Origin of the sequence: Pseudobacillus sp. FSL P4-0506, assembly GCF_038003025.1 — a bacterium.
GTDB lineage: Bacteria > Bacillota > Bacilli > Bacillales > Domibacillaceae > Pseudobacillus.
Genome location: NZ_JBBOOI010000001.1, coordinates 1809236 through 1836071 on the forward strand (window position 1 = coordinate 1809236; position 26836 = coordinate 1836071).

27 protein-coding genes, 2 pseudogenes and 1 other annotated feature are annotated in these 26836 nt (G+C 43.6%); of the genes and pseudogenes, 26 read left to right on the forward strand and 3 right to left on the reverse strand.

Features of this window, described 5'->3' with window-relative positions; translation table 11 throughout:
* Positions 1 to 53 precede the first annotated feature (53 nt).
* The 20 genes and pseudogenes from MKZ02_RS08830 to obgE all read left to right on the forward strand — a co-directional run bounded on the left by MKZ02_RS08830 (position 54) and on the right by obgE (position 18725).
* Positions 54 to 2696, forward strand: coding sequence for a valine--tRNA ligase (locus tag MKZ02_RS08830; RefSeq protein ID WP_340853106.1), 2643 nt, complete (start codon positions 54 to 56; stop codon positions 2694 to 2696).
* 137 nt (positions 2697 to 2833) lie between these two features.
* Positions 2834 to 4123: a bifunctional folylpolyglutamate synthase/dihydrofolate synthase gene (locus tag MKZ02_RS08835; RefSeq protein WP_340853107.1), complete on the forward strand. Its 1290-nt coding sequence runs from the start codon at positions 2834 to 2836 to the stop codon at positions 4121 to 4123.
* Between the two features lie 519 nt (positions 4124 to 4642).
* Positions 4643 to 4882, forward strand: a pseudogene (locus tag MKZ02_RS08840) (prepilin peptidase); the annotation flags it as partial.
* Positions 4883 to 4885: 3 nt separating this feature from the next.
* Complete coding sequence (locus MKZ02_RS08845) at positions 4886 to 5377, forward strand: prepilin peptidase (protein WP_340856364.1); 492 nt, start codon at positions 4886 to 4888, stop codon at positions 5375 to 5377.
* Between the two features lie 109 nt (positions 5378 to 5486).
* The gene (locus tag MKZ02_RS08850; RefSeq protein WP_340853108.1) at positions 5487 to 6434 is read left to right on the forward strand and encodes a hypothetical protein; all 948 of its coding nucleotides are present in this window, start codon (positions 5487 to 5489) and stop codon (positions 6432 to 6434) included.
* Positions 6435 to 6663: 229 nt separating this feature from the next.
* Positions 6664 to 7251, forward strand: a complete 588-nt coding sequence (locus MKZ02_RS08855) for a Maf family protein (protein ID WP_120033454.1) — start codon at positions 6664 to 6666, stop codon at positions 7249 to 7251.
* A gap of 20 nt (positions 7252 to 7271) precedes the next feature.
* Positions 7272 to 7961, forward strand: a complete 690-nt coding sequence (radC, locus tag MKZ02_RS08860; protein WP_340853109.1) for a RadC family protein — start codon at positions 7272 to 7274, stop codon at positions 7959 to 7961.
* 132 nt (positions 7962 to 8093) lie between these two features.
* Entirely contained in the window at positions 8094 to 9110 is a 1017-nt protein-coding gene (locus MKZ02_RS08865) for a rod shape-determining protein (protein WP_120033448.1), read from the forward strand.
* Between the two features lie 261 nt (positions 9111 to 9371).
* The gene (mreC, locus tag MKZ02_RS08870) at positions 9372 to 10265 is read left to right on the forward strand and encodes a rod shape-determining protein MreC (RefSeq protein WP_340853112.1); all 894 of its coding nucleotides are present in this window, start codon (positions 9372 to 9374) and stop codon (positions 10263 to 10265) included.
* Positions 10262 to 10777: a rod shape-determining protein MreD gene (gene mreD / locus MKZ02_RS08875; RefSeq protein ID WP_340853114.1), complete on the forward strand. Its 516-nt coding sequence runs from the start codon at positions 10262 to 10264 to the stop codon at positions 10775 to 10777. Before mreC ends, mreD begins: the two co-directional genes overlap by 4 nt.
* Positions 10778 to 10853: 76 nt before the next feature.
* Positions 10854 to 11540 carry a septum site-determining protein MinC gene (gene minC / locus MKZ02_RS08880; protein ID WP_120033435.1) on the forward strand — a complete coding sequence of 229 codons (687 nt, stop codon included), beginning with the start codon at positions 10854 to 10856 and terminating at the stop codon, positions 11538 to 11540.
* Entirely contained in the window at positions 11533 to 12342 is an 810-nt protein-coding gene (minD, locus tag MKZ02_RS08885; protein WP_120033432.1) for a septum site-determining protein MinD, read from the forward strand. Before minC ends, minD begins: the two co-directional genes overlap by 8 nt.
* Before the next feature lie 135 nt (positions 12343 to 12477).
* Positions 12478 to 13137, forward strand: a complete 660-nt coding sequence (locus MKZ02_RS08890) for a M23 family metallopeptidase (protein WP_340853116.1) — start codon at positions 12478 to 12480, stop codon at positions 13135 to 13137.
* On the forward strand, positions 13130 to 13987 hold the full coding sequence (locus MKZ02_RS08895) for a M50 family metallopeptidase (RefSeq protein WP_340853118.1): 858 nt from the start codon (positions 13130 to 13132) through the stop codon (positions 13985 to 13987). The genes MKZ02_RS08890 and MKZ02_RS08895 overlap by 8 nt, the downstream gene beginning before the upstream one ends.
* Positions 13988 to 14040: 53 nt before the next feature.
* The gene (locus MKZ02_RS08900) at positions 14041 to 15507 is read left to right on the forward strand and encodes an Rne/Rng family ribonuclease (RefSeq protein ID WP_340853120.1); all 1467 of its coding nucleotides are present in this window, start codon (positions 14041 to 14043) and stop codon (positions 15505 to 15507) included.
* A gap of 47 nt (positions 15508 to 15554) precedes the next feature.
* Positions 15555 to 15635: a sequence feature (ribosomal protein L21 leader region), on the forward strand.
* A 13-nt stretch (positions 15636 to 15648) separates the two neighbouring features.
* Positions 15649 to 15957: a 50S ribosomal protein L21 gene (gene rplU / locus MKZ02_RS08905; protein ID WP_120033422.1), complete on the forward strand. Its 309-nt coding sequence runs from the start codon at positions 15649 to 15651 to the stop codon at positions 15955 to 15957.
* A 12-nt stretch (positions 15958 to 15969) separates the two neighbouring features.
* The gene (locus MKZ02_RS08910) at positions 15970 to 16302 is read left to right on the forward strand and encodes a ribosomal-processing cysteine protease Prp (protein ID WP_340853122.1); all 333 of its coding nucleotides are present in this window, start codon (positions 15970 to 15972) and stop codon (positions 16300 to 16302) included.
* Between the two features lie 15 nt (positions 16303 to 16317).
* Positions 16318 to 16602: a 50S ribosomal protein L27 gene (rpmA, locus tag MKZ02_RS08915; protein ID WP_049663432.1), complete on the forward strand. Its 285-nt coding sequence runs from the start codon at positions 16318 to 16320 to the stop codon at positions 16600 to 16602.
* 245 nt (positions 16603 to 16847) lie between these two features.
* The gene (locus MKZ02_RS08920) at positions 16848 to 17393 is read left to right on the forward strand and encodes a Spo0B C-terminal domain-containing protein (protein WP_340853127.1); all 546 of its coding nucleotides are present in this window, start codon (positions 16848 to 16850) and stop codon (positions 17391 to 17393) included.
* Positions 17394 to 17435: 42 nt separating this feature from the next.
* On the forward strand, positions 17436 to 18725 hold the full coding sequence (obgE, locus tag MKZ02_RS08925) for a GTPase ObgE (protein ID WP_340853128.1): 1290 nt from the start codon (positions 17436 to 17438) through the stop codon (positions 18723 to 18725).
* A 108-nt stretch (positions 18726 to 18833) separates the two neighbouring features.
* On the opposite strand, the gene MKZ02_RS08930 is transcribed toward obgE, so the two are convergent.
* Positions 18834 to 19040: a hypothetical protein gene (locus MKZ02_RS08930; protein ID WP_340853129.1), complete on the reverse strand. Its 207-nt coding sequence runs from the start codon at positions 19038 to 19040 to the stop codon at positions 18834 to 18836.
* Between the two features lie 181 nt (positions 19041 to 19221).
* On the opposite strand from MKZ02_RS08930, the gene MKZ02_RS08935 reads away from it, so the two are divergent.
* Positions 19222 to 19677: an ACT domain-containing protein gene (locus MKZ02_RS08935; RefSeq protein WP_120033407.1), complete on the forward strand. Its 456-nt coding sequence runs from the start codon at positions 19222 to 19224 to the stop codon at positions 19675 to 19677.
* 56 nt (positions 19678 to 19733) lie between these two features.
* Entirely contained in the window at positions 19734 to 20591 is an 858-nt protein-coding gene (gene pheA, locus MKZ02_RS08940) for a prephenate dehydratase (RefSeq protein ID WP_340853132.1), read from the forward strand.
* Between the two features lie 229 nt (positions 20592 to 20820).
* Here the strand turns inward: pheA and MKZ02_RS08945 are convergent, their stop codons facing one another.
* Positions 20821 to 21360, reverse strand: a complete 540-nt coding sequence (locus tag MKZ02_RS08945; RefSeq protein ID WP_120033400.1) for a transcription repressor NadR — start codon at positions 21358 to 21360, stop codon at positions 20821 to 20823.
* Between the two features lie 60 nt (positions 21361 to 21420).
* Positions 21421 to 22545, reverse strand: coding sequence for an IscS subfamily cysteine desulfurase (locus tag MKZ02_RS08950; RefSeq protein ID WP_340853136.1), 1125 nt, complete (start codon positions 22543 to 22545; stop codon positions 21421 to 21423).
* A 105-nt stretch (positions 22546 to 22650) separates the two neighbouring features.
* Here MKZ02_RS08950 and nadB point away from each other — a divergent pair, with 105 nt between their 5' ends.
* The 4 genes and pseudogenes from nadB to safA all read left to right on the forward strand — a co-directional run.
* Positions 22651 to 24246: an L-aspartate oxidase gene (gene nadB / locus MKZ02_RS08955; protein WP_340853137.1), complete on the forward strand. Its 1596-nt coding sequence runs from the start codon at positions 22651 to 22653 to the stop codon at positions 24244 to 24246.
* A complete protein-coding gene (nadC, locus tag MKZ02_RS08960; protein ID WP_340853139.1) occupies positions 24215 to 25093 on the forward strand; it encodes a carboxylating nicotinate-nucleotide diphosphorylase in 879 nt (292 codons plus the stop codon). The genes nadB and nadC overlap by 32 nt, the downstream gene beginning before the upstream one ends.
* Complete coding sequence (gene nadA / locus MKZ02_RS08965; protein ID WP_340853141.1) at positions 25071 to 26174, forward strand: quinolinate synthase NadA; 1104 nt, start codon at positions 25071 to 25073, stop codon at positions 26172 to 26174. The genes nadC and nadA overlap by 23 nt, the downstream gene beginning before the upstream one ends.
* Before the next feature lie 272 nt (positions 26175 to 26446).
* Positions 26447 to 26594 (forward strand): annotated as a pseudogene (gene safA, locus MKZ02_RS23980) (SafA/ExsA family spore coat assembly protein); the annotation flags it as partial.
* Between the last annotated feature and the right edge of the window lie 242 nt (positions 26595 to 26836).

Genomic DNA, 26836 nt, shown 5'->3' on the forward strand with positions numbered 1-26836 from the left:
GATAACTGACCAGAATGTTTGTACATTTATTGTGTAATGAGGAGGAAATCTTGATGGAAAACAATGAATTGTCCATGCCAACAAAATATGATCCAAAAGCAATTGAACAGGGACGGTATGACTGGTGGGTAAAAGGGCAGTATTTTGAAGCGAAAGACGATCAAACCAAATCCCCTTATACCATCGTAATCCCGCCGCCGAATGTGACAGGGAAATTGCACCTCGGCCATGCATGGGATACGACACTGCAAGATATCTTAACACGCATGAAGCGGATGCAGGGCTACGATGTGCTTTGGCTTCCAGGGATGGACCATGCTGGGATTGCCACACAGGCGAAAGTGGAGCAAAAGCTTCGTGAAGAGGGAAAAACACGCTATGATCTTGGCCGTGAAAAGTTTTTAGAAGAAGCATGGAAGTGGAAAGAAGAGTATGCAAATTTTATCCGCCAGCAATGGGCAAAGCTTGGCCTTGGTCTGGATTATAGCCGTGAGCGCTTTACATTGGATGAAGGTTTATCAAAAGCAGTCCGTGAAGTATTCGTTTCGTTATATGAAAAAGGTTTAATTTATCGCGGTGAATATATTATCAACTGGGATCCAGCAACAAAAACAGCTTTATCGGACATTGAAGTTATTTACAAAGATGTCCAGGGGGCATTTTATCACATGAAATACCCGCTTGCAGATGGAAGCGGCCATATTGAAATTGCGACAACTCGCCCGGAAACGATGCTTGGTGATACAGCTGTAGCGGTTCATCCAGAAGATGAGCGTTATAAACACCTCATTGGTAAAAAGGTTGTTCTGCCAATCGTTGGCCGAGAAATTCCAATCGTCGGTGATGACTACGTTGACATGGAATTCGGTTCTGGAGCGGTGAAGATTACACCGGCTCACGATCCAAATGACTTTGAAATTGGCAATCGCCACGATTTAGAGCGCATTCTCGTGATGAATGAGGATGGTACGATGAATGAGCGTGCGGGCAAATACAACGGCATGGACCGCTTTGACTGCCGCAAACAGATCGTGAAAGACTTACAGGAGGAAGGCGTCCTCTTCAAGATTGAAGACCATATGCATTCTGTCGGTCACTCAGAGCGCAGCGGTGCGGTTGTAGAACCATACTTATCGACTCAATGGTTCGTAAAGATGCAGCCGCTTGCTGATAAAGCAATCGAATTGCAGTCAAAAGAAGACAAAGTACATTTCGTGCCGGACCGTTTTGAGAAAACATATCTTCACTGGATGGAAAATATCCGTGACTGGTGTATTTCCCGTCAGCTTTGGTGGGGACATCGTATTCCAGCCTGGTACCATAAAGAAACAGGCGAAGTATACGTTGGCCAGGAAGCTCCAGCAGATGCGGAGAACTGGGAACAGGACAAAGATGTACTCGACACATGGTTTAGCTCGGCATTATGGCCGTTTTCTACGATGGGCTGGCCGGATAAAGAGGCGTCAGACTTTAAACGCTACTATCCAACAGCTGCACTTGTTACCGGTTACGATATTATTTTCTTCTGGGTCTCTCGGATGATCTTCCAAGGGCTTGAGTTTACCGGTGAACGTCCGTTTAATGATGTATTGATTCATGGGCTTGTCCGTGATTCAGAAGGGCGGAAAATGAGTAAATCGTTAGGTAATGGCGTGGATCCGATGGAAGTGATTGATCAGTATGGGGCTGACTCTCTGCGCTACTTCTTATCAACTGGCAGCTCTCCAGGACAGGATTTGCGTTTCTCTGTAGAAAAAGTAGAATCTATTTGGAACTTCGCCAATAAAATTTGGAATGCTTCCCGTTTTGCCCTAATGAACATGGATGGCTTGAAATATGAGGAAATCGACTTAAGTGGTGAAAAATCAGTTGCTGATAAGTGGATTTTAACGCGTTTGAATGATACGATCGCAAACGTCACCAAACTTGCTGACCGATACGAGTTTGGTGAAGTCGGCCGCGTGCTCTACAACTTCATTTGGGATGATTTCTGTGATTGGTATATTGAAATGGCGAAGCTGCCGCTTTACGGTGAAGATGAAGCAGCCAAGAAAACGACCCGTTCTATCCTTGCTTATGTGTTAGATAACACGATGCGTTTATTACACCCATTCATGCCGTTTATTACCGAGGAAATATGGCAGAATCTACCGCATGAGGGGGAAACGATCGTCACAGCTAAATGGCCAGAAGTGAATGAAGAGCTATCTGACCAACAAGCAGCAGAGGAAATGAAGCTGCTTGTAGATATTATCCGTTCCGTACGTAATATCCGCGCGGAAGTGAATACACCGCTTAGCAAGAAGATTAAGTTAATCATCAAAGCGAAAGATGACACTGTATTGAACACATTAGAAAGCAACCGTGCTTACATCGAGCGTTTCTGTAATCCGGAGGAACTTGTATTATCAACGACTGCTGCAGCCCCTGACAAAGCGATGACGGCTGTTGTCACAGGTGCCGAACTAATCTTGCCGCTTGAAGGGTTAATTAATATCGAAGAGGAAATTGCCCGCTTGCAAAAAGAATGGGATAAATGGAACAGTGAAGTTGAACGTGTTCAAAAGAAACTTGGCAATGAGCGCTTCGTCAGCAAAGCTCCACAAAAAGTTGTTGATGAAGAGCGCGCCAAGGAAAAAGACTATCTAGAAAAACGTGCCGCTGTTGAAGCGCGCATGAAGGAAATGCAAGGGTAAGTAGGGGAATGAGACGAATCTGCCGGGGGCAGATTCGTCTTTTTCACAGAGCTCAGCAAGCAAATTTATTAACCAAGTCAGTAAACCATAAAATTTGGCCAATATGTTAAAAACAGAATCGAAGGGAGAGAGAGAAGATGAATACATATGAAGAAGCGATCGATTGGATTCATAGCCGGCTTCAGCTTGGCATTAAGCCCGGCTTGAAGCGAATGGAGTGGCTTATGGAGAGAATGAATCACCCGGAGCATCATCTGCGTGCCGTCCATATTGGGGGGACGAATGGCAAAGGATCGACTGTTGCTATGATGCGTTCTATGCTGCAGGAAGCGGGATATGAAGTAGGAACATTCACCTCGCCATATATAGAACAGTTCAATGAGCGGATTAGCGTGAACGGTGAGGCAATCAGTGACGAGGAAATTATGAAATTAACTGCTGTGATCAAGCCGTTGGCAGAGGAATTGGAAAAAACAGAATTGGGCAGTCCGAGTGAATTCGAAGTGATTACGGCGATGGCTCTTTATTATTTTGCCTGGATTCGCCCTGTTGATATCGTTTTGTTTGAAGTGGGGCTTGGCGGCCGATTAGATTCAACAAATGTGATTCAGCCATTGTTGTCTGTGATTACCACAATTGGCATGGACCATATGCAGTTTTTAGGAGATACACTTGAAGCGATTGCTTTCGAGAAAGCTGGAATTATAAAAAATGGGGCACCAGTTGTTAGCGGTGTGAAACAGGAGGCGGCTCGTGAAATTATTCAACAGCGTGCCAAAGAAGTGAAGTCTGCTGTTTATCAGCTGGGAGAGCAATTCAAGGCAGACTGGCAAAGGTCATTGCCTCAAGGAGAAATGTTCCATTTTGAATCTGTTTTTGCCAATATGAGAGACTTGCCAACAGGTTTAAATGGCCTTCATCAAACAGAAAACGCGGCAACAGCCGTGATGGCTATTTTATATTTACGTACTTTTTACGCGTTTCTAGTGGAAGAAGAACATATTCGTGCTGGTCTACAATCAGTGAGCTGGCCAGGGAGAATGGAGTATGCCATGGAGCAGCCCGTCGTTCTGTTAGATGGCGCTCATAACCCGGAAGGAATGAAGGCGCTTGTTGCATCGCTTGCTGAGCGTTTTCCTGACAAGAGAATCACTGCCTTATTTGCCGGCATGAGGGATAAAAAATTAGATGAAATGATAGCTATTTTAAAGCAGGCAGCTCATCGAATGGCCTTCACAAGTTTTGACTTTCCGCGGGCGGCTGGCAAAAAAGAGTTTCAAGCTTTTTTAGAAAATCAAATGTGGATAGAGGATTGGCAACGGTTTATTGAGGAGTTTCAGACAACAGCAAAAGAAAATGAAGTACTGATTGTAACAGGCTCTCTTTATTTCATTTCAAGTGTAAAGAAATTTATAAAAGAAAAATAATAGAGATCGGCAACTTCTTTTGTTTAAAACGGGGGTTGCCTTTTTCTATGTAAAAACTTTTTATTTTAGTTTACGAACAACAGTGACAAGTTTTCTGCACGGCAACTTTTTAAGTGAACTCCTTCCTTTTATCAAAATATTCTGTAAAAGTAGAAGGCATATCAGTATAATAGAATATAGACAAGAATATAAAGATCTTCTCCTCCAAGCTCCATCTCCCCACCGATTTATTTTCACTGATCCCCTTCAAGCCTATCTTTAAACGATCTTTTCACACTCTGCATTCCAAGAATGAAGCAGCGAGCAAGCAGTCTGCTGGACTGGTAGTCACTGCTTTTGAGCAAGTAAGAAAACCTTTTAGTTAAAGGTTGAACATGTAAAAAAGGAGTTGAAAAACTTGTGGTTGGTTATCCATAAAATTAAAATAGGAGGAACAGTCATGCCTCAAATGAGAAAAAGATATGGGTCCCAAGCAGTGGAAGTAGCTGCCAAGACAGAATGATAGAATTGTTTGTTTTAATGTATGGTTTTGTATTTGGTTCATTTTTTAACGTCGTTGGCTTGCGTGTACCGAAAGGCCAATCGCTTTTCTGGCCGCACAGTGCTTGCCCTAGATGCAATCATAAGCTGCATTTTGCGGAGCTTATACCGGTGTTCTCTTATGTATGGCAAAGAGGAAGGTGCCGCGTATGCAGGATAAGAATATCTCCTCTCTATCCTCTGATAGAATTCGTTACAGCCCTCTTGTTTTGGTGCGCGTATATGTCGTTTGGACTGACGGCAGACTTTTTCATTGCTTTAATACTTATGTCTCTTCTTCTTATTATTATTGTTTCAGACCTTACTTACATGGTTATCCCCGACAAAGTACTGTTCATTTTTTTATTTCTCTTTTTGATAGGAAGGACCTTTCATCCGCTTGAGCCTTGGTGGGACATGTTTGTGGGCGGTGCGGTAGGCTTTTTCATACCTTTGCTGGTTTCTCTTGTATCAAAAGGCGGCATGGGGGGAGGAGATATTAAATTGTTTGGTGTCATTGGCTTATTGAGCGGCTTGAAGAAAGTGCTAGTTATTTTCTTTCTTTCATGTGCATTAGGGGCTGTCTGTGGTGTAGTGCTTATGATGTTTCACATTATAAAAAAAGGCAAGCCAATGCCCTTTGCACCATTTATTGCGCTCGCCACGCTCGCTGAACTATTTTATGGCGAAATACTCATTCACTGGTACCTTCAGCTTATTAATTATAGAGGATAAAAAGATTGCCGAAATTTTTCCAGGACAGGACGACAAAAGTCTTGTTCTTTTTTTTATTTGCTGTGTTAGCATGAAGGCAACTTCAAAGTAGGCGGAAGGATGGTCGCAAATGATGGACAAGGATAAGCCAAAAAAACCAGAAGGAATATTCTTAACAATCGGCAGTAAACAAAAAAAAGAGTTTATTGGGCCAGAGTGGAAAAATGGAAAAAAAGAGAGTGCGGCTGCCATTGAGCCAAAAAAAGAAGAAGAGGAGTTCCAATGGTTGTTTCCTGAAGAAGGAGAGCAGAAAGCCGATGTAATCGAACAATATGCAACGATGCAAAAAACTACAGCTAAACGGGCAACTGGCAAGCTCTTTATTATTGTAATGAGTGCTGTCATTGTTGGTGTATTGCTTGGCTACGCATTAGTGAAAGTTGTCACTCAAAAGGAAGAGGGACGACCGCAAGCTATTTTAAAAGAAGAAAAACCTGTGAAGGAAAGAGAAGTAACTACGCCGAAAGCTGCCCCATCCGCAAAAAGTGAGAAGAACTCGCTCTTTTCAATAGAGACCGCTGTTGTTCAAGGAGGGGTTTTTTCGACGGAAGATGGAGCTAATTCTATGAAACAAAAAATGAGTGACTTAGGCCTGCCTGCTGAAGCAGTATTGCAAAACGGCCAATATCTTATCTTACTTGCTGCTTCCTCCACGATCGAAACAGCAAAGTTGATTGAAGGTATATATGGCACAGCCGGAGCGGACACTTATACAAAGCAATTGGCGATTTCGCCTTCTAAAAAGCTTGAAGAATCATCTGGAGAAATGGCTGCCTTATTTTCAAGTATTGCGGAAGAGAGTGGCAAAAAAGCTGCCGGACTGGAAGCGGATAAGAATAAACTTAAGGAGGCGGAAAGTAAATTAGACGCTGTGAAAGTAGAGCCGAGCGATGAAACATCCGCCGAATTGAAAAAGTTGCTGACAGGAGCGTTAACTGAAGCCAAAAGCAATCAGCCGCAAGCTGCCAAAGCTGCGCAGGAGAAGCTTCTGGCTTTTTTAGCTGTTTATAGTCAATAGGGGTGCTTAAGCATTCTAGCCAATTCTTCACTTTTGGCAACTCGCCCAGTCATATTTGCTTGAAGGATGCTAAGGCATCCTTTTATTTTTGGTGAAACTAAGAGATTATACGTAGAACCTGTTGATAAATATTTGCTCGTTAAGCCTGCTTTAAAAGTTTGTAGTGTTTTGGCACTTTTGATATGATAACGATGTATCTCCCTTATTTTTGAAAGATAGGTGAATCGATTTGACGCAGTTAATTTTAGCTTCGGGCTCCCCAAGACGGAAAGAACTCCTCGAACAAATCGGCTTGTCGTTTACTGTGAAAGTAAGCCATGCTGATGAAACGATCCCCTCTGGAATGACTCCGGAAGAAGCCGTTATGCATTTAGCTTCCATCAAAGCCGCTGCAGTCGCAGCAAATCATGAAGATAGTTTTATTATCGGAGCGGATACAGTTGTTACCCTCGATGGGGAAATTTTAGGCAAGCCGCAGAATCGAAAGGAAGCAAGAGATATGCTTCAGCGTCTTTCTGGCCGTACGCATGCTGTATGTACAGGAGTGGCTGTAAGGCATGGAGCAGATGAATACCTATTTTATGAAAAAACAAAAGTCACTTTTTGGGAGCTTACAGAAGAAGAGATCAACGGCTATTTAGAGACAGATGAACCATTCGATAAAGCCGGTGCATATGGTATTCAAGGAGCAGGTGCCATTCTGGTGAAAAAAATTGATGGTGACTATTTCTCTGTTGTCGGCCTGCCGATTTCTTCCCTATATAGGCATCTAAGACGACTCGGCTGGCAAGGTGCCGCTTTCTTCTTTCCTTCCTGAAAGGTCGAAAGGAGAAAAGTATGTCGAAAGAAACATTTATGATCCGCGACGTTCCGGCAGAAGAGCGTCCACGGGAACGGCTGGTTGCCTACGGTGCAGCCAGCCTGTCCACCCATGAACTCCTCGCTATTATTTTACGGACTGGAACAAAAGATGAATCCGTTCTGCAACTGGCTAACCGTCTTTTGCAAACGTTTGAAGGCCTCCGCTTGTTAAAAGAAGCCTCTCTCGAAGAAATGACCTCCATTAAAGGTATTGGTGAAGCAAAAGCTATACAAATTATATCTGCGCTTGAGCTTGGAAGGCGTGTCAGTCAGCTGAGATTTGAGGAGCGTTATGTCATTCGCTCACCGGAAGATGGGGCCGATTATGTCATGGAAGAAATGAGATTTCTTACCCAGGAACATTTTGTTTGCTTGTATTTGAACACTAAAAATCAAGTTCTCCACAAGCAGACTTTATTTATTGGTAGTTTAAATGCTTCTATTGTTCACCCTCGTGAAGTGTTCAAAGAGGCTTTTCGCCGATCTGCTGCTTCTATTATCTGTATTCACAATCATCCATCCGGTGATCCCCAGCCAAGCAGGGAAGATATTGATGTGACTAAGAGATTAGCTGAATGCGGCAAAATCCTTGGCATTGAACTGCTTGATCATTTAATTATCGGAGAGAAGAAATTCGTCAGTTTAAAAGAAAAAGGCTATTTATAACGCTAGGATTTTTTTTTTCCTTCGGTTATAATATAAGTTATGATTTTTCCTAGTTGTTTTTGTCGAAAAATAAAAGAATAATGTCAAATCAATCATGATAAAAGTAATGGACCGAGAAAGGGAGATACTTGTATGTTTGGAATTGGAAGCCGAGATCTTGGAATAGACTTAGGAACGGCTAATACGCTCGTTTATGCTAAAGGAAAGGGTGTCGTTGTACGTGAGCCATCGGTTGTGGCATTACAGACGGATACGAAACAAATTGTGGCCGTTGGAAACGATGCTAAAAAAATGATTGGCCGTACACCGGGGAATGTAATAGCTACGCGCCCTATGAAAGATGGGGTAATTGCTGATTATGAAACAACAGCCACAATGATTAAATATTATTTAAAACAAGCAACAAAAAATGGAAAAGGTTTGCTTTCCAGTAAGCCATATGTAATGGTTTGTGTACCATCCGGCATTACAGCCGTTGAAGAACGGGCTGTTATCGATGCTACTCGCCAAGCGGGTGCCCGCGACGCTTATACTATTGAAGAACCGTTCGCGGCTGCTATTGGTGCTAACCTTCCTGTTTGGGAACCGACAGGCAGCATGGTCGTTGATATTGGCGGCGGAACAACAGAAGTAGCTATTATCTCACTTGGCGGCATTGTGACAAGCCAATCTCTTCGTACAGCAGGAGATGAAATGGACGATGCGATCGTCGCATATATTCGCAAACAGTATAACCTATTGATTGGTGACAGAACGTCTGAGACAATTAAAATGGAAATTGGCTCGGCCGGCGATTTCGAGCAATTGCCAAGCATGGAAATTCGTGGCCGCGACCTGTTAACAGGATTGCCAAAAACAATTGAAATTACTGGCGAGGAAATTGCTGATGCCCTAAAAGACACAGTAACTGCTATTGTAGATACGGTAAAAAGTACATTAGAGCAAACGCCACCGGAGCTAGCAGCAGACATTATGGATCGGGGAATTGTCCTTACAGGCGGCGGTGCATTGCTTCGTAATCTGGATAAAGTAATTAGCAAAGAAACGAATATGCCAGTGATTATTGCAGAAAATCCGCTTGATTGTGTAGCAATCGGGACGGGAATGGCACTCGATCATATTGATTTGTTCAAAAATAAAAATAAATAAAAACAAACATGATCTAACAGCATCATGGCTGAAGAAGAGTGGGAGGATATTGTTCTCTCTGAACAAGCGCCTTTTATATTTTTCATGCAGTTGCTATTTCTAGAACAACTGGCTTGGCCTTTCCAGCCTAAATACAGCTATGAGATACAGTCTTCTCCTGCGCTTGTTAGGACTGGACGGGCGTTTTCTCTTTTCATTTATCCGGCAGCAGCTGACAGCTGCCGGATTCTAACTTAATGCAAACAAACAGAGGTGGAGTATATGCCACAATTTTTTACAAATAAGCGTCTGATCATTTTACTTGGAAGCATTATTGTTCTTGTCGCTTTAATTGGTTTTTCTCTTCGCGATAGGGAGAATTTATCCTGGCCGGAGCAATTCGTCAAAGACATTGTCGGTTTGGGACAAGCAGCGGTGTCTAAACCTGCCAACAGCTTCGCAGGTTTTTTTGATGAAATTAAAGACTTGCGGAATACATACGAGGAGAACAAAGAGCTACGAGCAAGAATTGATAAGACTGCCCAGCTCGAAAGTGATGTTGCCCGTCTTCAAAAGGACAATCAGGAACTTCGAAAAGTGCTTGATAAAAAGAAGAGTTTAGCAGATTACGAGCCAGTACAGGCGACCGTGATTGCCCGCAATCCGGACCGTTGGTATGACGTTATCACCATTGATCAGGGAGAAGCGACCGGCGTCGAGCCTAATATGGCTGTCATTACTGCTCAAGGTTTGATCGGTAAAGTGCAGAGTACATCAAAATTCACATCGACTGTTCAGTTGTTGAGCGCCCACGATTCAAGAAATCGTGTATCAGCCGTCATTCAAGGAAAGAACGATGTTTTTGGAGTAATTGAAGGCTATGATAAAGAGAAGAAAGCATTGCTTATGACGAAAGTTCCCTATGATTCTAAAGTGAAAAAAGGAATGCTCGTTATGACTTCTGGTAAAGGCGGTGTTTTTCCGGAAGGCTTAATTATTGGGAAGATCGAAGAAATGGTCCCTGATGAGTTCGGCTTGACACAAACAGCCCTTATCAAACCAGCGGCTTCTTTCAATGATCTTGAGCATGTGATGGTTACAAAACGCAGCATGACAACAGTTCTTCCAGAAAAGGAAGAGCGCAAACAGGTTCTTGTTGAGGAGGGGAACTTGTGAAACGGCTTTATCTTCCTCTCCTAATGATTGTCCTCTTTTATAGTGACAGCTTGTTTCTTACTGTATTCCCGGAAACGGCGTTTGATGGCAAATATGTAATCACCCCACGCTTTTTTGTCATCGGTTTGCTGCTGATGGCCGTTTTCTTTGACCGTAATACAGCAATTAAATATGGTTTTCTCTTTGGTTTTCTCTTTGATATTTTCTACACGGGGATACTAGGGGCTTATATGTTCTTCCTGCCTCTTGTTGTGTATATTGTATCGAAGCTTGTAAAAGTTCTGCAAAACAATTTATTTATTCTTGGTTTTATTGTTTTGTTTGGGGCCTTTTTGTTGGAATTGATTTTATTCCAGCTAAATGTGCTGATTAAGCGGACTGATATAGACTTAACACAATTTATGTCGATTCGCTTGGGACCAACTTTACTTTTAAATCTTATCTTTTATATTCTTCTAGCATTTCCGCTAAAAAATGCTTTTGAGAAGCTTCAGCGCATTTACAATGACTAGCTTCATAGGAATGGAAAAAGAGGAATCAGGAGAAGGCTTGTCGAATTAATTGGACAACAGAGGTGAATTTCGTGCTATGAAAACAAAACAGAACGTTGTCATTAAAGGGACAAAAGATGGGCTCACGCTGCATTTGAATGACAAATGTGCATACGATGAATTGCTGCAGGAACTAAAAGATAAAATGGATGCCGTTAGTGGCCAAGAGCACGGTTCTCTCCTTACAGTCACTGTTCAGGCGGGAAACCGCTATTTATTAGATAAAGAAATAGAAGAAATAAAAAATTTAATTAACCAGCGCGAGCATCTTGCTGTTGAATCGGTTAAATCTAATGTGATGACAATGGAAGAGGCTATTCGCTGGAAGGAGGAAAGCGAGATTGTTTCCTATACAGGAAGAATCCGCTCTGGGCAGGTACTTGAGGTTCCCGGTGATTTATTGCTGATCGGCGATGTCAATCCTGGTGGAACAGTAAGAGCCGGAAGAAATATTTTCATCATGGGCGCTTTAAAAGGAATGGCCCATGCCGGCTGTTATGGAGACGAAATGGCTGTGATCGCTGCCAGCCGGATGATGCCGTCTCAACTTAGAATCAGCCGTTATTTTAATCGCGCACCTGACCGTTATGAGGAAGAGGAAGGCTATGAGACGGAGTGCGCTTACATAGATGATTCTAACCAGATTGTGGTTGACCGCTTGCAGGTGCTCAAGCATCTGAGACCGGGAATTTCTACGTTTAAAGGGGGAAAGCACAGTGGGTGAGGCTATAGTTATTACATCTGGAAAAGGCGGGGTCGGCAAAACAACGACTACGGCCAATTTAGGCACCGCACTTGCACTGCAAGAGAAAAAGGTTTGTTTAGTTGATACAGATATCGGGCTTAGAAACTTAGATGTCGTGATGGGGCTTGAGAACCGGATTATTTATGATTTGGTAGACGTGGTAGAAGGGCGTTGTAAGACTCATCAGGCGCTTGTAAAAGATAAGCGTTTCAATGATTTGCTTTATCTGCTGCCGGCGGCCCAGACAACAGATAAGTCGGCGGTCCAGCCTGAACAACTGAAAAAACTAATGGAAGAATTGAAGCAGGAATTTGATTATATTTTAATAGATTGCCCAGCTGGAATTGAGCAGGGCTACAAAAACGCTGTGGCCGGAGCTAATAAGGCGATTGTCGTCACCACTCCTGAAAAATCTGCCGTCCGTGATGCCGATAGGGTCATTGGATTGTTAGAAAAAGAAGAAGGAATGGAACCTCCCAAGCTGATTATTAACCGGATACGTAACCATATGATGCAGCAGGGGGATATGCTGGATGTGGATGAAGTAGCTGCACACTTGTCGATTGAGCTGCTTGGTATTGTGGTGGATGATGATGAGGTTATTAAATCCTCACACAATGGCGAGCCGGTTGCTCACAATCCAAACAATCGGGCATCTATCGCCTACCGCAACATTGCCAGAAGAATCCTTGGAGAATCTGTCCCGCTTCAGCAGCTGGATGACATAAAGGAAGGGTTTTTTACTCGTTTAAAGAAGTTTTTCGGCGTTCGTTCGAAATAGCTCCATTAGTTGAAAGAGGCTGTCTGCAAGCTGCGAAGCTGCAGACGGCTTTTTTTATTAGGTGAATTCTTTCTTCTTAATCAGGCCTGTCACTCATATAGTGTACAAACCTGTGTAGAAAAGGAGGAAGGATACGTGAAAGAAGAAAAGGAGCTGTTTCCGCTGCCGGAAGAAAAAGAACAACTGCATCCATTGTTTAGCTGGAATCGTTTTTTATTTAAGTGGCTAGCAGCGGCTGCATTAGTGTTAGCTACTGCCATTTTGTTTCAACACCCCTCTCCTGTTTTTATAGAAGGAAGGGAATGGATGGAAAAGACGATGGAAAAAGAATTTCCTTTTTCAAAAGCGGCTGCTTGGTATGAAAACACGCTCGGAAAACCGCTCCCTTTTACGGCTGATGGCTGGACGGATAAAAAACAAAGTCCCGATGCCTCTCCAGAAATCGCCTTGCCAGCGTCAGGACGTATCTTGGAAGACTTTCAAACGAACGGTCAGGGGATTCTCGTTGAGACCGGACCAGCTGAAGAGGTAAAGGCTATTAAAGAGGGGACGATTATTTTCACTGGTGAAAAGGAGGGGCTAGGAAAAACAGTAGTTTTGCAACACGCTGATAATAGTGAATCGTGGTATGGTCATCTATCAAATATATCTGTACAGCCTTATGAACGAGTGAAAACAGGAAGTACGCTTGCAAAAGCAGAAGCAGGAGAAAATGCAAATGGCGGGCAATTCTATTTAGCTATCAAGCGTGATAACGTATTTATCGATCCAAACGAGGTGGTTCCGTTTGAGTAAATGGATGAAACATGTTCATGTCCATCCACTTTTATGGGGAGTCACCGGTGTTTGTATTTTAACAGGGACTTTTTTGCACTTGCTACTAGCGTTTACGGTCATTGTTATTCACGAATTAGGCCATATTTTAGCTGCCCATCTACTAGGATGGCGCATTAGAAAAGTGGTGCTTCTTCCATTTGGAGGGGTAGCAGAGGTGGACGAGCACGGAAATCGGCCCTTGAAGGAAGAATTGCTCGTCGTGCTGGCGGGGCCACTCCAACATCTTTGGTTGTTTGGAATAGCTTGGCTGGCACACGAAGGCGGGGTTCTGCCTGCCAGTATATATGAGGCTTTCTGGCAAATTAACTTGGCTATTTTGCTGTTTAATTTGCTGCCTGTTTATCCACTTGACGGCGGTAAGCTGCTAATGCTCAGTTTTTCTGCGGCTAGGCCGTTTTTGTCTGCTTTTCGCCTTGTTATTATATGCTCTGCATGCTTGCTATTCTGCCTGCAAATGACCGCCTTTCTTTTTTTTCCTTTCCATTTGCAGGCATGGACATTATTTTTTTATTTAGCATGGACACTGTGGCGGGCCTGGAAGGAAAAACGCTATGCTTTCATGCGTTTTCTCCTCGAACGTCATTACGGGAATAAAGGATCAGCCGCCTTCTTAAAGCCGCTCACTGTCCCAGCGGGAGAACCAATCATGAATGTGCTTGAACGATTTCAACGCAATGCCAAACATATTATTTATGTGACAGAAGGAGGAGAAAAACGAGGCCGGCTAGACGAGAATGAATTACTGTATGCGTATTTCTCAGAAAAGAAAACAGACTCCCTTCTGAAGGATTTATTGCCTGTCGATTGACGGAAGTGTCTTGCAGCAGTAAAGTGAAACAAAAAGAGGAAAGCGGGTCTGATATGAATACGTTGATTGTCAGCGCAAAAGGCAGGGAAAAAAGATTGGCGGTTGTCAGAGAAGGAGTAGCCGATCAGTTTCACGTTTTTCAGCCGTCACACCTTTCCCGTGTCGGCTTTATTTATTATGGAATTGTTTCTAAGGTAGAAAAAGGAATGAATGCTTGTTTTGTGAATATTGGGCTAGAACAGAATGCTTATTTGCATCGCAATGACTTTCCCAATCATCAAAATAAATCGATTGATGAACTTGTTCACCAGGGCCAGAAGGTCATCGTTCAAGTGATTAAAGACGGATCAGAGGCGAAAGCGCCGCGATTAACAGCCATTATTGAATGGCCGGGGGAGCTGCTTGTTTATCTGCCGGCAGGACATTACATTGCTTTATCAAAAAAGCTGGATAATGAAAAGAAACGCCGTGAATGGATAAAGTGGGTAGAAGAGTATAAGGAGGAAAGGGAGGGGCTGATTCTCCGGACAGCTGCCTTCCATTCTTCGAAAGAAGCACTGCTTGCCGAATGGAAGCATCTTCGCCTTCAGCATGAGCAGATCGTTAAAAAAGCAGAGAAAAGCAAGGCGCCGGCTTTGTTAATGGAAAAGCAGCAGTTAAAAGAAGAGCTATTTGCGCGAATGAGCCAATTAGGGCAAGGAGAGTTGATTTGCGATGAGGTAGCTTTTTTGTCGGATATTAAAGAAGATTTTCGCTTCGAAAGGGGAAGCTGGACAACTGTTCTCCATTCAGCCGATCAGGATATATTTTCGGCATTCAGATTGCCGGATGCAGCCGAATTTTCATTAAAGCGTATTATCTGGCTGCCGAGCGGTGGATTTATCGTTATTGATCGGACAGAAGCTATGACAGTAATCGACGTGAATACGGGGAAATTCACTGGGAAAAGTAGTCAGCGGCAGACGGTTTTTTTAACCAATAAGGAAGCGGCAACAGAGAGTGCCCGTCAGCTGCGCTTACGCGACATTAGTGGCATTATTCTCATTGATTTTATAGACATGGAAAATGAAGCAGATCGCAGGGAGATTGAGAGTGAATTTATGCGGGAGGCAAAGAAGGATTCAAAACAAATATCCATCCGCGGGTTTACCTCTCTCGGTCTCATGCAAATCACCCGTAAAAAAACAAAGCCGTCTCTCATAGAAACAGTAACGGTACCTTGCCGAGCATGCCGGGGGACCGGACGGGTCATCAGTGCCGAAACAGCCGCTTTTGCGCTTGAAAGAGACTTGTTTGAATTAATAAAAAATGTGGAGGAGGCAGTGCTTGTAGAGGTAACGCCGGATGTTATGGAGGCCTTTGTTGGTGAAAGGTATAAGTACCATGAAAAGCTGCAGGAAATGCTTCATAAAAAGATTATTTACAACGTGATCGATGGACAAGTGCCGATAGGAAAAATGATAAGAACGGGCAGCGTTAAGGAGCTATCAACGAAGGGAATGTTGATAAAAAGCAGTTGACATAAAAAAGCAAAAGTGATAAGATTCTAATGTTATTGTTTGTAGCACCCGTGCTACAACCGCTCATACCAGGTCATAAGTGTATGCTGTTAGCAAACCACCTGCGAATGGCGAGTCTGAGTAATTAAGGAGGTGCAGGGAATGTACGCAATTATCGAAACTGGCGGTAAACAAGTAAAAGTAGAAGAAGGTCAAGCTATCTACATTGAAAAATTAGATGCTGCAGAAGGTGATTCTGTAACGTTTGATCAAGTATTATTCGTCGGCGGTGAAAATGTAAAAGTAGGCAGCCCAACTGTTGATGGTGCTACTGTTACAGCTAAAGTTGAAAAACAAGGCCGTCAAAAGAAAATTACTGTTTTCAAATTCAAAGCAAAGAAAAACTACCGCAGAAAACAAGGCCACCGTCAGCCATACACTAAAGTTGTTATCGAAAAAATCAACGCGTAAGGCGATGATCCAATGATTCGGGTAGACGTAATAAGGCAGCCTTCCGGAAGAATTACTTCCTTCACAATGGAGGGGCATGCAGAATTTGCTGAACATGGAAAAGATCTCGTATGTGCAGGAGCGACGGCTGTCTCTTTCGGAGTGCTTAATGCTATTCTTTCATTGACTGATGCTAAGCTTGGGATCGAGCAAGGGAAAGAAGGCGGATTTCTTCGCTGTCTTGTTCCGGAGGATCTTCCGATGGACGAGGCTGAAAAAGTCCAGTTGCTGCTTGAAGGAATGGTTGTTTCCTTACAGACGATTGAACGTGAGTATAGCAAATATATAAAGATTACTTTTCACTAACAGGAGGTGAGACTCATGTTAAGATTAGACCTTCAATTTTTCGCATCGAAAAAAGGGGTTGGTTCTACAAAGAACGGACGTGACTCTGAAGCGAAGCGTCTTGGCGCAAAGCGTGCAGATGGTCAGTTCGTAACTGGCGGATCTATTCTTTACCGTCAACGTGGAACAAAAATTTACCCTGGTGAAAACGTTGGCCGTGGTGGAGACGACACTCTATTCGCAAAAGTTGACGGCGTTGTTCGTTTTGAACGTTATGGCCGTGACAAGAAAAAAGTGAGCGTATACCCTGCAGCTCAATAATAAAAGCTGGATAAAATGGAAGTGGAAAGCTCTAACCAACCGGTTAGAGCTTTCTTTATGGTTATTTTGAAGAGGCTTTTAAGTGTTTGCTATCTCTATTCACTCGATTTCTGTTATACTAATTGGAAAGCCACAACAGGCAGGAAGATTATGGACGTATATTTACCAATAACGCAGGTGAATGAGAAGGCAGAAGCTCCTTCTTTTTCTTCCATTATGTTTGGCACAAGGGGGGTACCTGTGCAGTGGATAGGAAAAGTAATAATTGGACGATCATTCGAGCACTTCAGCACGCCCGACATGACTGGATGAATCACATTCAGCTTATTAAAGGGTATATTGCGCTTGGGAAAATAGAGGAAGCGGAGCGGGTGATTGAACGAGCGGTTATGCAAGCAAAGCAGGAGGCTCATGTATGCAATTTATCTTTGCCAGAGCTCGCAAAAACACTAATCACATTTAATTGGGAAGCGCACTCCTTTCAGTTAGAATATGAAGTGCTGGATACGGATATAACAACGAGGGCAACTGATCACCGTCTGGCATGCTGGACATCTTCGCTTTTTCAGTTGGTTGAAAATTATATTGAAACGTATGCCGATAATCATTTGTATCTCTCCATTGGAAAGGCAGAGGAAGGAATTCGTTTCTTTTTTGAGTTCAGTGGGATAATAACCAATGAAGAAGCGTTAACTAGCGAATTAGCAGAAATATTAAGCATGCCTCATGTGAAACGGTATGAAATTCATGTGCACTCGGAAGAGGAAATGCTCTTTGAAGCAATCATATAGAACGCTTCACAAAATGCATAGCTTCATTAATAGGAGGATTTTATGTTTGTAGATCAGGTAAAAGTATACGTAAAAGGCGGTGACGGCGGGAATGGCATGGTTGCTTTCCGTCGTGAAAAGTACGTGCCAAAAGGTGGACCGGCTGGCGGCGATGGCGGCAACGGCGCGGATGTAGTTTTCGAAGTGGATGAAGGGTTAAGAACACTTATGGACTTCCGCTATCAGCGTCATTTTAAAGCTCAGCGTGGCGAGCATGGAATGAGCAAAAGTCAGCATGGAAAAAATGCAACCGATATGGTTGTAAAAGTTCCTCCTGGCACTGTTGTTATGGATGATGACACGAAAGAAGTAATCGCTGATTTGACCGAGCACGGCCAGCGGGCCGTTATTGCAAGAGGCGGACGGGGCGGACGTGGTAACACTCGCTTTGCTACACCAGCTAACCCTGCTCCTGAATTGTCCGAGAATGGAGAACCGGGTCAAGAACGCTATATTGTAATGGAGTTAAAACTATTGGCAGATGTAGGTCTTGTCGGTTTTCCAAGCGTCGGAAAATCCACCCTGCTTTCTGTTGTTTCTGCTGCCCGCCCTAAAATTGCTGAATACCACTTTACAACGATTGTGCCAAATCTTGGTGTAGTGGAAACAGAAGATGGCCGCAGTTTTGTTATGGCAGACCTTCCGGGACTGATTGAAGGTGCACATGAGGGAGTAGGGCTAGGCCACCAATTTTTACGCCATATTGAACGGACACGTGTTATCGTACATGTTATTGATATGTCTGGCATGGAAGGGCGAGATCCGTACGAAGACTATGTAACGATCAATAATGAATTGAAGGAATATAATTTAAGGCTGACTGAGCGTCCGCAAATTGTTGTGGCCAATAAGATGGATATGCCTGACTCAGAGGAAAACCTTGCAGCATTTAAAGAAAAGATAGGTGAAGAAGTGCCGGTTTTCCCAATTTCCGCTGTGACCCGTGAAGGACTAAAAGAGTTGTTGTTCGCTGTAGCAGATATGGTAGATAAAACTCCAGAATTCCCTCTTGCCGATTTTGAGGAGGAAAAAGGCATCCATCGTGTGATGTACAAACATGAAGATCAGCCGGCGGAATTCTTAATTACAAGAGATTCAGCGGGAGTGTTCGTAGTAAGTGGAGCGAAGGTAGAAAAGCTGTTTAAAATGACAGATTTCTCTCGGGAAGACTCTGTTCGTCGCTTTGCTCGCCAGCTCCGTTCCATGGGTGTAGATGATGCACTGCGCGAACGGGGAGCAGAAGATGGCGATATCGTTCGTCTGCTTGATTACGAATTTGAATTTGTGGAGTAATTGGAAAAGGAAAACGGCTAATAGTTTCAGTCAGAGTAAGCTGTCACGCCCAGGGGACACAAGTGGTCACAGAGGCGTCCGTCTTGCATTGGACGGGTTTTAACCGTCTTAATTTTGTCCAGCTGCAGCGCCTAGCTGCTCGAGGTCATAAGACAAATGGACTGCATGGCAGAAAAGCGCCATTTCGTCCATTCGCTTTATGCTTGTCGCAGCTGACGAGGCGCTTCCGCTTTTAAGTTGTCCAGCTGCAGCGCCTAGCTGCTCGAGGTCATAAGACAAATGGACTGCATGGCAGAAAAGCGCCATTTCGTCCATTTGCTTTATGCTTGTCGCAGCTGACGAGGCGCTTCCGCTTTTAAGTTTATCTAGCTGCAGGTGCTAGCGCGTACGGTGGTTTCGGAAAGTCTTGGGGAGTCAAAGAACGACTCCCGATGCCTTCCCTCCAACCCCCTAGCGCGCAGATCAAGCGCCTTCCGCTTTTAAGTGAGGGAGAGTCGTGGCTAAGAAGGATTTTGAACGGAAATTTTATCTCGTACGTGAAGATGTGTTGCCGGAAGCAATGAAAAAAACGCTTGAGGCAAAAGAGCTGATTGACCGACACCGGGTGGAATCTATCTGGGAGGCAGTAAAAAAGGTTGATTTGAGCCGCAGTGCTTTTTACAAATATCGTGATACTGTCTTTCCTTTTCACAAGGTTGTCACCGAACGGATCATTACTCTGTTCTTCCATCTTGAAGACCGAGCTGGTACGCTGTCCGAATTGCTGGGGCTCGTCGCTAAATATGAATGCAATATTTTAACGATTCATCAGACGATCCCTCTTCAAGGAAGAGCGAATGTTACTCTTTCGTTAAATGTAAGTAATATGACAATTGATCTGGATGATATGCTGGCAGAGCTGGAAAAGCTAGAGTTCATCGATACTGTAGAAGTTCTCGGTTCAGGGGGATAAGAGCCGGCTTCTTTCATTCTAAATAGTCCCAATTTTCTAGTAAGGAGTAGATCTCATTGCGAAAAATCGCTTTTTTAGGCCCCGCCGCTACTTTCACTAATTTAGCGGTACGCCATGCGTTTCCGGCGGAGGAACATGTTCCTTATTCAACGATTCCAGCTTGTATGGATGCTGTTATTAATGGAGATATGGACTTTGCCGTTGTACCAATTGAAAATACGCTTGAAGGCACAGTAAATTTAACAATTGATTATTTGTTTCATGAGGCAGATTTAAAAATTGTAGCAGAAGTGACGGAACCAATTCAGCAGCATTTGCTCGTACATAAAGAATATGCCTATGAGTGGCAAAAGACAGAAAAAGTCCTTTCTCATCCCCATGCTATTGCTCAATGTCACAAATTTTTACATAGTTATTTTCCGGATATTCCCCACGAGCAGGTGGCGTCGACAGCCGCCGCCGCAAAGTATATAAAAGAGCATCCTGAACAGCGGCTGGCGGCGATTGCCAATGAATTATCCGCCCAAGAGTATGATTTGGCTATTGCCAGAGTAAATATCCACGATTATGATTTTAACCATACTCGTTTTCTTGTGCTTGCCAAACAGGAACAGGACATCTCGCTTCCGCTTATTCGGCCTCGTGATAAAACGACCGTCGTGATCACACTGCCTTCTGATCGGCCGGGTGCATTGCATCAAGTGCTGTCTGCATTTTCCTGGCGGAATATCAATTTAAGTAAAATTGAATCCCGTCCGTTAAAAACGGGCCTTGGGCATTATTTCTTTATTCTTGATATTGAACAGCGAATGGATAAGGTGCTCTTGCCGGGAGCATTTGCTGAGATGGAAGCGCTCGGCTGCAATGTGCATGTGCTTGGAAGCTATCAGGCGTACGCTATTCAATATGAGTAAGTGAACCGAAATAAATTGCTCTGTTAAAGAAGCATGTAGTTTTTAGAGTGGGTTGTAGCAGAAGGCGGCGACTCCATCAGGAAAAGCTGACCTTGGTAGGAATGTACATAACGAGGAGGCTTATGGACCAGCCGTGAGGAGCGCCCGCCTGTCACCAAAATCAACCATTAAGTATAGAGAGCAAAGGAAATAAAAAGAGCTGTCCTAATAAACAGGACAGCTCTTTTTATTATTCGGCAAGCAAGAAACCTGCCTGTTTTAAGACGGCTTCCGCTTCATCTAGGATTCTTTCTTCTCTTGCGGCAATGGTGTGAAGATGAACGCCATCTGTTAACTGTGATAAATATGAAGCATTGGTCTCGTTTACACGCTGGATAAATTGAGTTACTTCCCTTCGATTGGAGACCATAATAGAAGCTGTTAAGTCTCCGTACACTGGGTGCTCAATTTTCACGTCTTTTACGAGCAAGCCAAGATCAACCAGAAGATTTAATTCTTCTTTTGCGTCTTGAGGTTTGTGGCTGCAGGCAATGGAACGTTCAAACCATTGCTCTGGGGCTGCCGGGGCAAAATAACAATAGCCTTGACTCGTAGCGATAATGGGTTCATTTCTCGCTTTTAATAATGTAATATCATTTACGATCACTTGGCGGCTAACATTGGAACGATTCGCCAGTTCCCCGCCTGTTAATGGTTCCTTGCTCATTCGCAGCCATTCCACTATAAGCTTGCGTCTTTCTTCTCCTAAAATCTTCTTCCCGGGAGTCATGTTAATCCCTCCATGTTCAATATCCACTGCCTCTATTCTATCATAAGGTGTTAAGCAGTTCTAACGGGGAACTGATGCGGTTATTCCCAGTAAAAGATTTCCCAGCCTCTCTATTTCTTGTATAGTTGTTCGGCTGCTCAATGAAATGCGGAAGAACTGCCGTGCTTTTTCTATGGAATACCCCATAGCAAGGATAGCCTTTGTTCCATTTTCGGAACGGGTATCACAAGCGCTGCCTGTTGAAATAGCACAGCCTTGTTCATTTAGCTTTAGCAAGACGAGCTGTCCTTCCATTCCTTGAATTGTCATGCCAATAATCGAAGGGAGCTGTCTTGTTTCGTCCGCTTCAATCCAGCGGAAAGAAGAGGAAGTCAGCTTTTCTTTTAACAGACGACGAAGTTCCCGGTCTTTTTGCAAGCTGGATGTCCGACAGACTTCCTCGGCAGCAGCTGTGAAAGCTGCAACTGCTGGAACATTAACAGTTCCTCCCCGAAACCCATTTTCATGAGTGAGGCCGGGAAAAAGAGGAGACCAGTGGAGGGAAGGACAGATGTAGACTGCTCCTATCCCTTTTGGACCGAATATTTTATGAGAAGAGACGGACAGGCTGTCTATCCATGGAAGCAATGGACGAAGATCTAGCTTACCAAATGCTTGGACGCAATCTGAATGAAATAAAATACCCTTCTCTTTTAGCAGCCTTCCAATTTTATCTACAGGATTAATCGTTCCAATCTCCTGATTAGCATATTGTAAAGATACGAGAATGGTATCTGGACGAATAGCGGCTGCCAGTTCTTCAGGTTCTATCACTCCTTGGGAGCTGAGGGGCAGCTTTGTAATATGAAAACCTTCTTTTTCTAAAAAGGCCAATGCAGAGTGGACAGATGAATGCTCCGCCATTGATGCAATCACATGGTTTCCCCTTTTTCTTGCTGCCCGTGCAAGCGAAATGATGGATAACAAGTTGCTTTCCGTTCCTCCGGAAGTAAAGTAAATCCCTTCCTTTTTTCCACCGATCAGCCTAGCCAAAGTTTCCCTGCATTGTTCAAGCAGAAAACGTGCCTGGCTGCCTTCATCATGAAGGCTTGAACTGTTGCCGAAGAATTCCTGGCTAGCCTTTATATAAACGCTAAGCGCTTGTTCACTCATAGGCGTAGTGGCTGCGTAATCAAAATAAATCAATGAATGTTCCTCCTTTATAAAAGGATTTAAAAAAAGCCTTGTCATTAGTTTAAATTTGTGTAAATATATGTGTCAAGACACCTGTTAAATCAGGAGGAGAAAATAATGGATAAACAAGCGGATGTCATTATTGTTGGCAGCGGACTAGCTGCTCTGCAGCTGGCTCATCATTTACATTCAACCAGTCATGTGATTATTCTCACAAAAACAAAGATCAGACAAAGCAACTCTTACATTGCTCAAGGGGGCATTGCAGCAGTAATTGACAAAAATGACAGTATCCATTCACATATAGAAGATACGTTAAAGGCCGGAAGATATCATCATTTTACGGAAGAAGTGAAACGGTTAGCTAGTGAGGGAGCGACTGCAGTAAGAGAATTAATCGAAGGTGGACTAGGTATCGATAGAGACGAGAATGGACAGCCCTCGCTTGGTCTTGAAGGAGCACATAGTGCGAAAAGAATTGTTCACTCTGGTGGGGATGCGACAGGCCGGCATACGGTAGAATACTTGTTGGCAACTTTGCCTGCAAATGTGGAAATGATCGAGGGAGAAATGGCTTATGAGTGCTTAATGTCGGAAGACCGTTCTAGGTGTATCGGCATAAAAACAAAAAACAAAGACGGAGAAAGAAGCCGTTATTGGTCACCGCATGTTGTTTTGGCAACAGGAGGGGTTGGTGCCGTTTATCCTGCTACCTCTAATCAGCCGACCATGACAGGAGATGGCATTGCCATTGCTTTTCGTGCCGGTGCTGAAGTTATCGATATGGAGTTTGTTCAGTTCCATCCTACTTTGCTTTTCAAGAATGGAGCTGTGAGAGGGCTGATTTCTGAAGCGGTTAGAGGGGCGGGGGCTACGCTTATTGATGAAGATGGTTTGCTTCTCATGGAAGGAGTCCACCCGTTAAAAGATCTGGCTCCGCGTCATATTACAGCTTATGAGATCTATAAGGCACGGGCAAAGGGAAAAGATATTTTTTTAGATATTAGCGGAATTCAACAATTTGAGAAGCACTTTCCAACAATTACGGCGATATGTGAGAGAAATGGTGTGCCAATCAGGGAAAAACTTCTTCCAGTTGCACCGGGAAGCCACTTCTTAATGGGCGGCGTTTCAGTCGATTCAAACGGATGCACAACAGTGCCGGGGCTTTATGCCGTTGGGGAAGTGGCTCATAGCGGTGTCCATGGTGCCAATCGGCTGGCGAGCAATTCTTTGTTGGAAGGGATTGTATATGGAAAAAGATTGGCAGAATTTATTAACGGCCATCTGCCGGTAGATCATCAGCGGGCAAATATTTTTCATTACGGAAAACAGTTAAAAAATGAATCAGTCATCGGGCTTTCAAAGAAAGAATTACAGGTGCGCACAATGAGAGCAGCAGGTATTATCCGAGCACCAGAGAGTTTAGAGAGCCACATAAACTATTTAAAAGGCCAAGGCATTCAACAATGGATAGAAAATGGCTTAGACGAGCTGGATAGGGACAACATCGAACAAGTTTATATGCATATCAACAGCTATTTAATCAGCCGTGCTGCTTTCCTCCGGCGGGAGAGTCGAGGAGCGCACATCCGTACGGATATTGCAACAGAGGAAGCGGGCTGGCAAGGAAAACAAATTGTGCAAACAAAGAATCAAATACAAATAAGAGGTGGGCAGCATGAACGAAATTCAATTAGAATCCATGCTTAAACAATTTTTTATTGAGGATATCGGTGACGGCGACTTAAGCGGCGAAGCGCTTTTTTCACAAAAGGAAAAGGGATCTTTTACTTTACTAGCAAAAGAAAACGGAATCTTCTGCGGAGAGCTGATTTTACAGCGCGGCTTTGCCCTTATTGATCCATCTGCTAGTGTGGATATAGCTGTGAACGATGGAGATGTGGTTACACCCGGTATGGTGATTGCGGAAGTGTCAGGCACGATGCAAGGGCTTTTGAAAGGAGAACGTGTCATTCTCAATTTAATTCAGCGGATGTCCGGAATTGCCACGGCAACGGCAAAAGCCGTAGAGCAAACGGCAGGTACTCGTGCAAAAATTTGTGATACTCGTAAAACAACACCGGGATTGCGGATGCTTGAAAAATATGCAGTGAAGGTAGGTGGCGGTTACAACCATCGTCGCGGCCTTTATGATGCAGTGATGTTAAAGGATAATCATATTGCTTTTGCAGGGGGAATTAAACAGGCAGTAGAAAAAGCGAGGGCTGCCGTTGGTCATACAGTAAAAGTGGAAGTTGAAATAGAGACGAAGCAGCAGCTGATTGAAGCTGTGGAAGCGGGCGCGGATATTATTATGTTTGATAATCGGACACCAGAAGAGATTCGGGAATGGCTGCCGCTTGTCCCGGCTGGCATCGCCACCGAAGCTTCAGGAGGCATTGCACTCGACGGAATTCAGCCGTTTGCAGAAAGTGGCATTGAATGGATTTCTCTTGGTGCACTAACTCATTCAATCCGCGTTTTAGATATTAGTGCAAAGGTAATCACCAATTCTGTTAAGGAGGTAGTTCATCATGTCTATCATGGAAATGCTTAAGCAGCCATCTTTTGCTCTGCCGGAAAAGTACCGGAAACTGGAGACAAAAGAAATGGAGGAAAAAGTAAGAGCGATTAAACGACAGCTTGGTGATTCACTTTTTATTCCAGGCCATCATTATCAACGAGACGAAGTGATCCAATTTGCTGACGCTGTTGGTGATTCCTTGCAGCTAGCGCAAATCTCCGCCCGAAACAAAAAGGCTAAGAATATCGTATTTTGTGGTGTTCATTTTATGGCGGAAACAGCGGATATTTTGACAACAGCAGAGCAAACGGTCATTCTCCCTGATATGCGTGCCGGCTGTTCAATGGCGGACATGGCGGATATTTATCAAACAGAAACGGCTTGGAAAGAACTTCAAGGTCTATTCGGCGATACGATGCTGCCGCTTACGTATGTGAACTCAACTGCAGCCATTAAAGCTTTTGTTGGCCGTAATGGCGGGGCTACAGTTACTTCATCTAATGCGCATGAGATGGTCAAATGGGCCTTTGGAAAGAAAGAGAGAATTTTATTCTTGCCAGATCAGCATTTAGGTCGTAACACTGCCTTTGATTTGGGAGTGGATCTTGGTGAGATGGCCGTATGGAATCCAATAAATAATGAATTAGAGTATGAAGGAGACTTGAGCAAAGTGAAAGTCATCCTATGGAAAGGTCATTGCTCTGTTCACGAGAACTTTACTGTCCAAAATATTGAGTATGTGCGCCGTACTTACCCGGATATGAAAATTATCGTTCACCCGGAATGCACACACGAAGTGGTAGGGCTATCTGATGACAATGGTTCAACAAAGTATATCATTGAAAAAATTGAAGAAGCCGAGCCAGGAAGTGCCTGGGCTATCGGGACAGAAATGAATCTTGTGAACCGCCTTATTCAGCAGCATTCCGATAAGCATATCATTTCGTTAAATCCAAATATGTGTCCATGCCTCACGATGAATCGTATCGACTTGCCTCATTTACTATGGTCGCTTGATACCATCATTGAAGGAAACGAAGGCAATGTGATTAAAGTAGACGAGCAAACTGCCCATGAAGCGGTATTGGCGTTGGATCGCATGCTAAATAGATAGAATGTTGTAAGTCCACACCTGTTTTTAAGCAGGTGTGTTTTTTTTGAAGGAGTATTTTAACAGAGTATCTAACAGAAGAAAGAACATCTAGTTAAGAATGAATAACTCGGTAATCATAACCATATATATTTTAAGTCAATGGTCCTTTCTATTTCTCTTATATTCATTCTTTTCTCATAACTTCTTTTTTTGACGCATACAATTTGGTGTAGGTTCGTTCACAAATCCGCATCGCTCACATATACTACGACGAATGTCTAAGGAGGGAGAAAATGAGAATCCATATTGTTCAGAAAGGAGATACACTCTGGACGATCGCTAAAAAATACGGAGTGAACTTTGATGAGTTAAAAAAATTAAACGCACAGTTGTCCAATCCAGACTTGATTATGCCAGGTATGAAGATCAAAGTCCCTACACCGGCAGGAACCATGAAAAAAGAGATGCCAGTAAAAGAAGCGCCGGTTGTTCCTATGCAAATGCCAAACAAAGAGGCGCCGGTCGTTCCTCCACCAAAGTCTGTTAAAGAGCAGCCAACACAAGTTTCACCGGTGAAAGAACAGCCGAAAGAACAGCCGAAACAACCGATGATGCCACCGCTTCCTCCAGTTGTACCAGAGGTGGAGATTAATCAAGTGTTCCAAATGAATATGGAACAAATG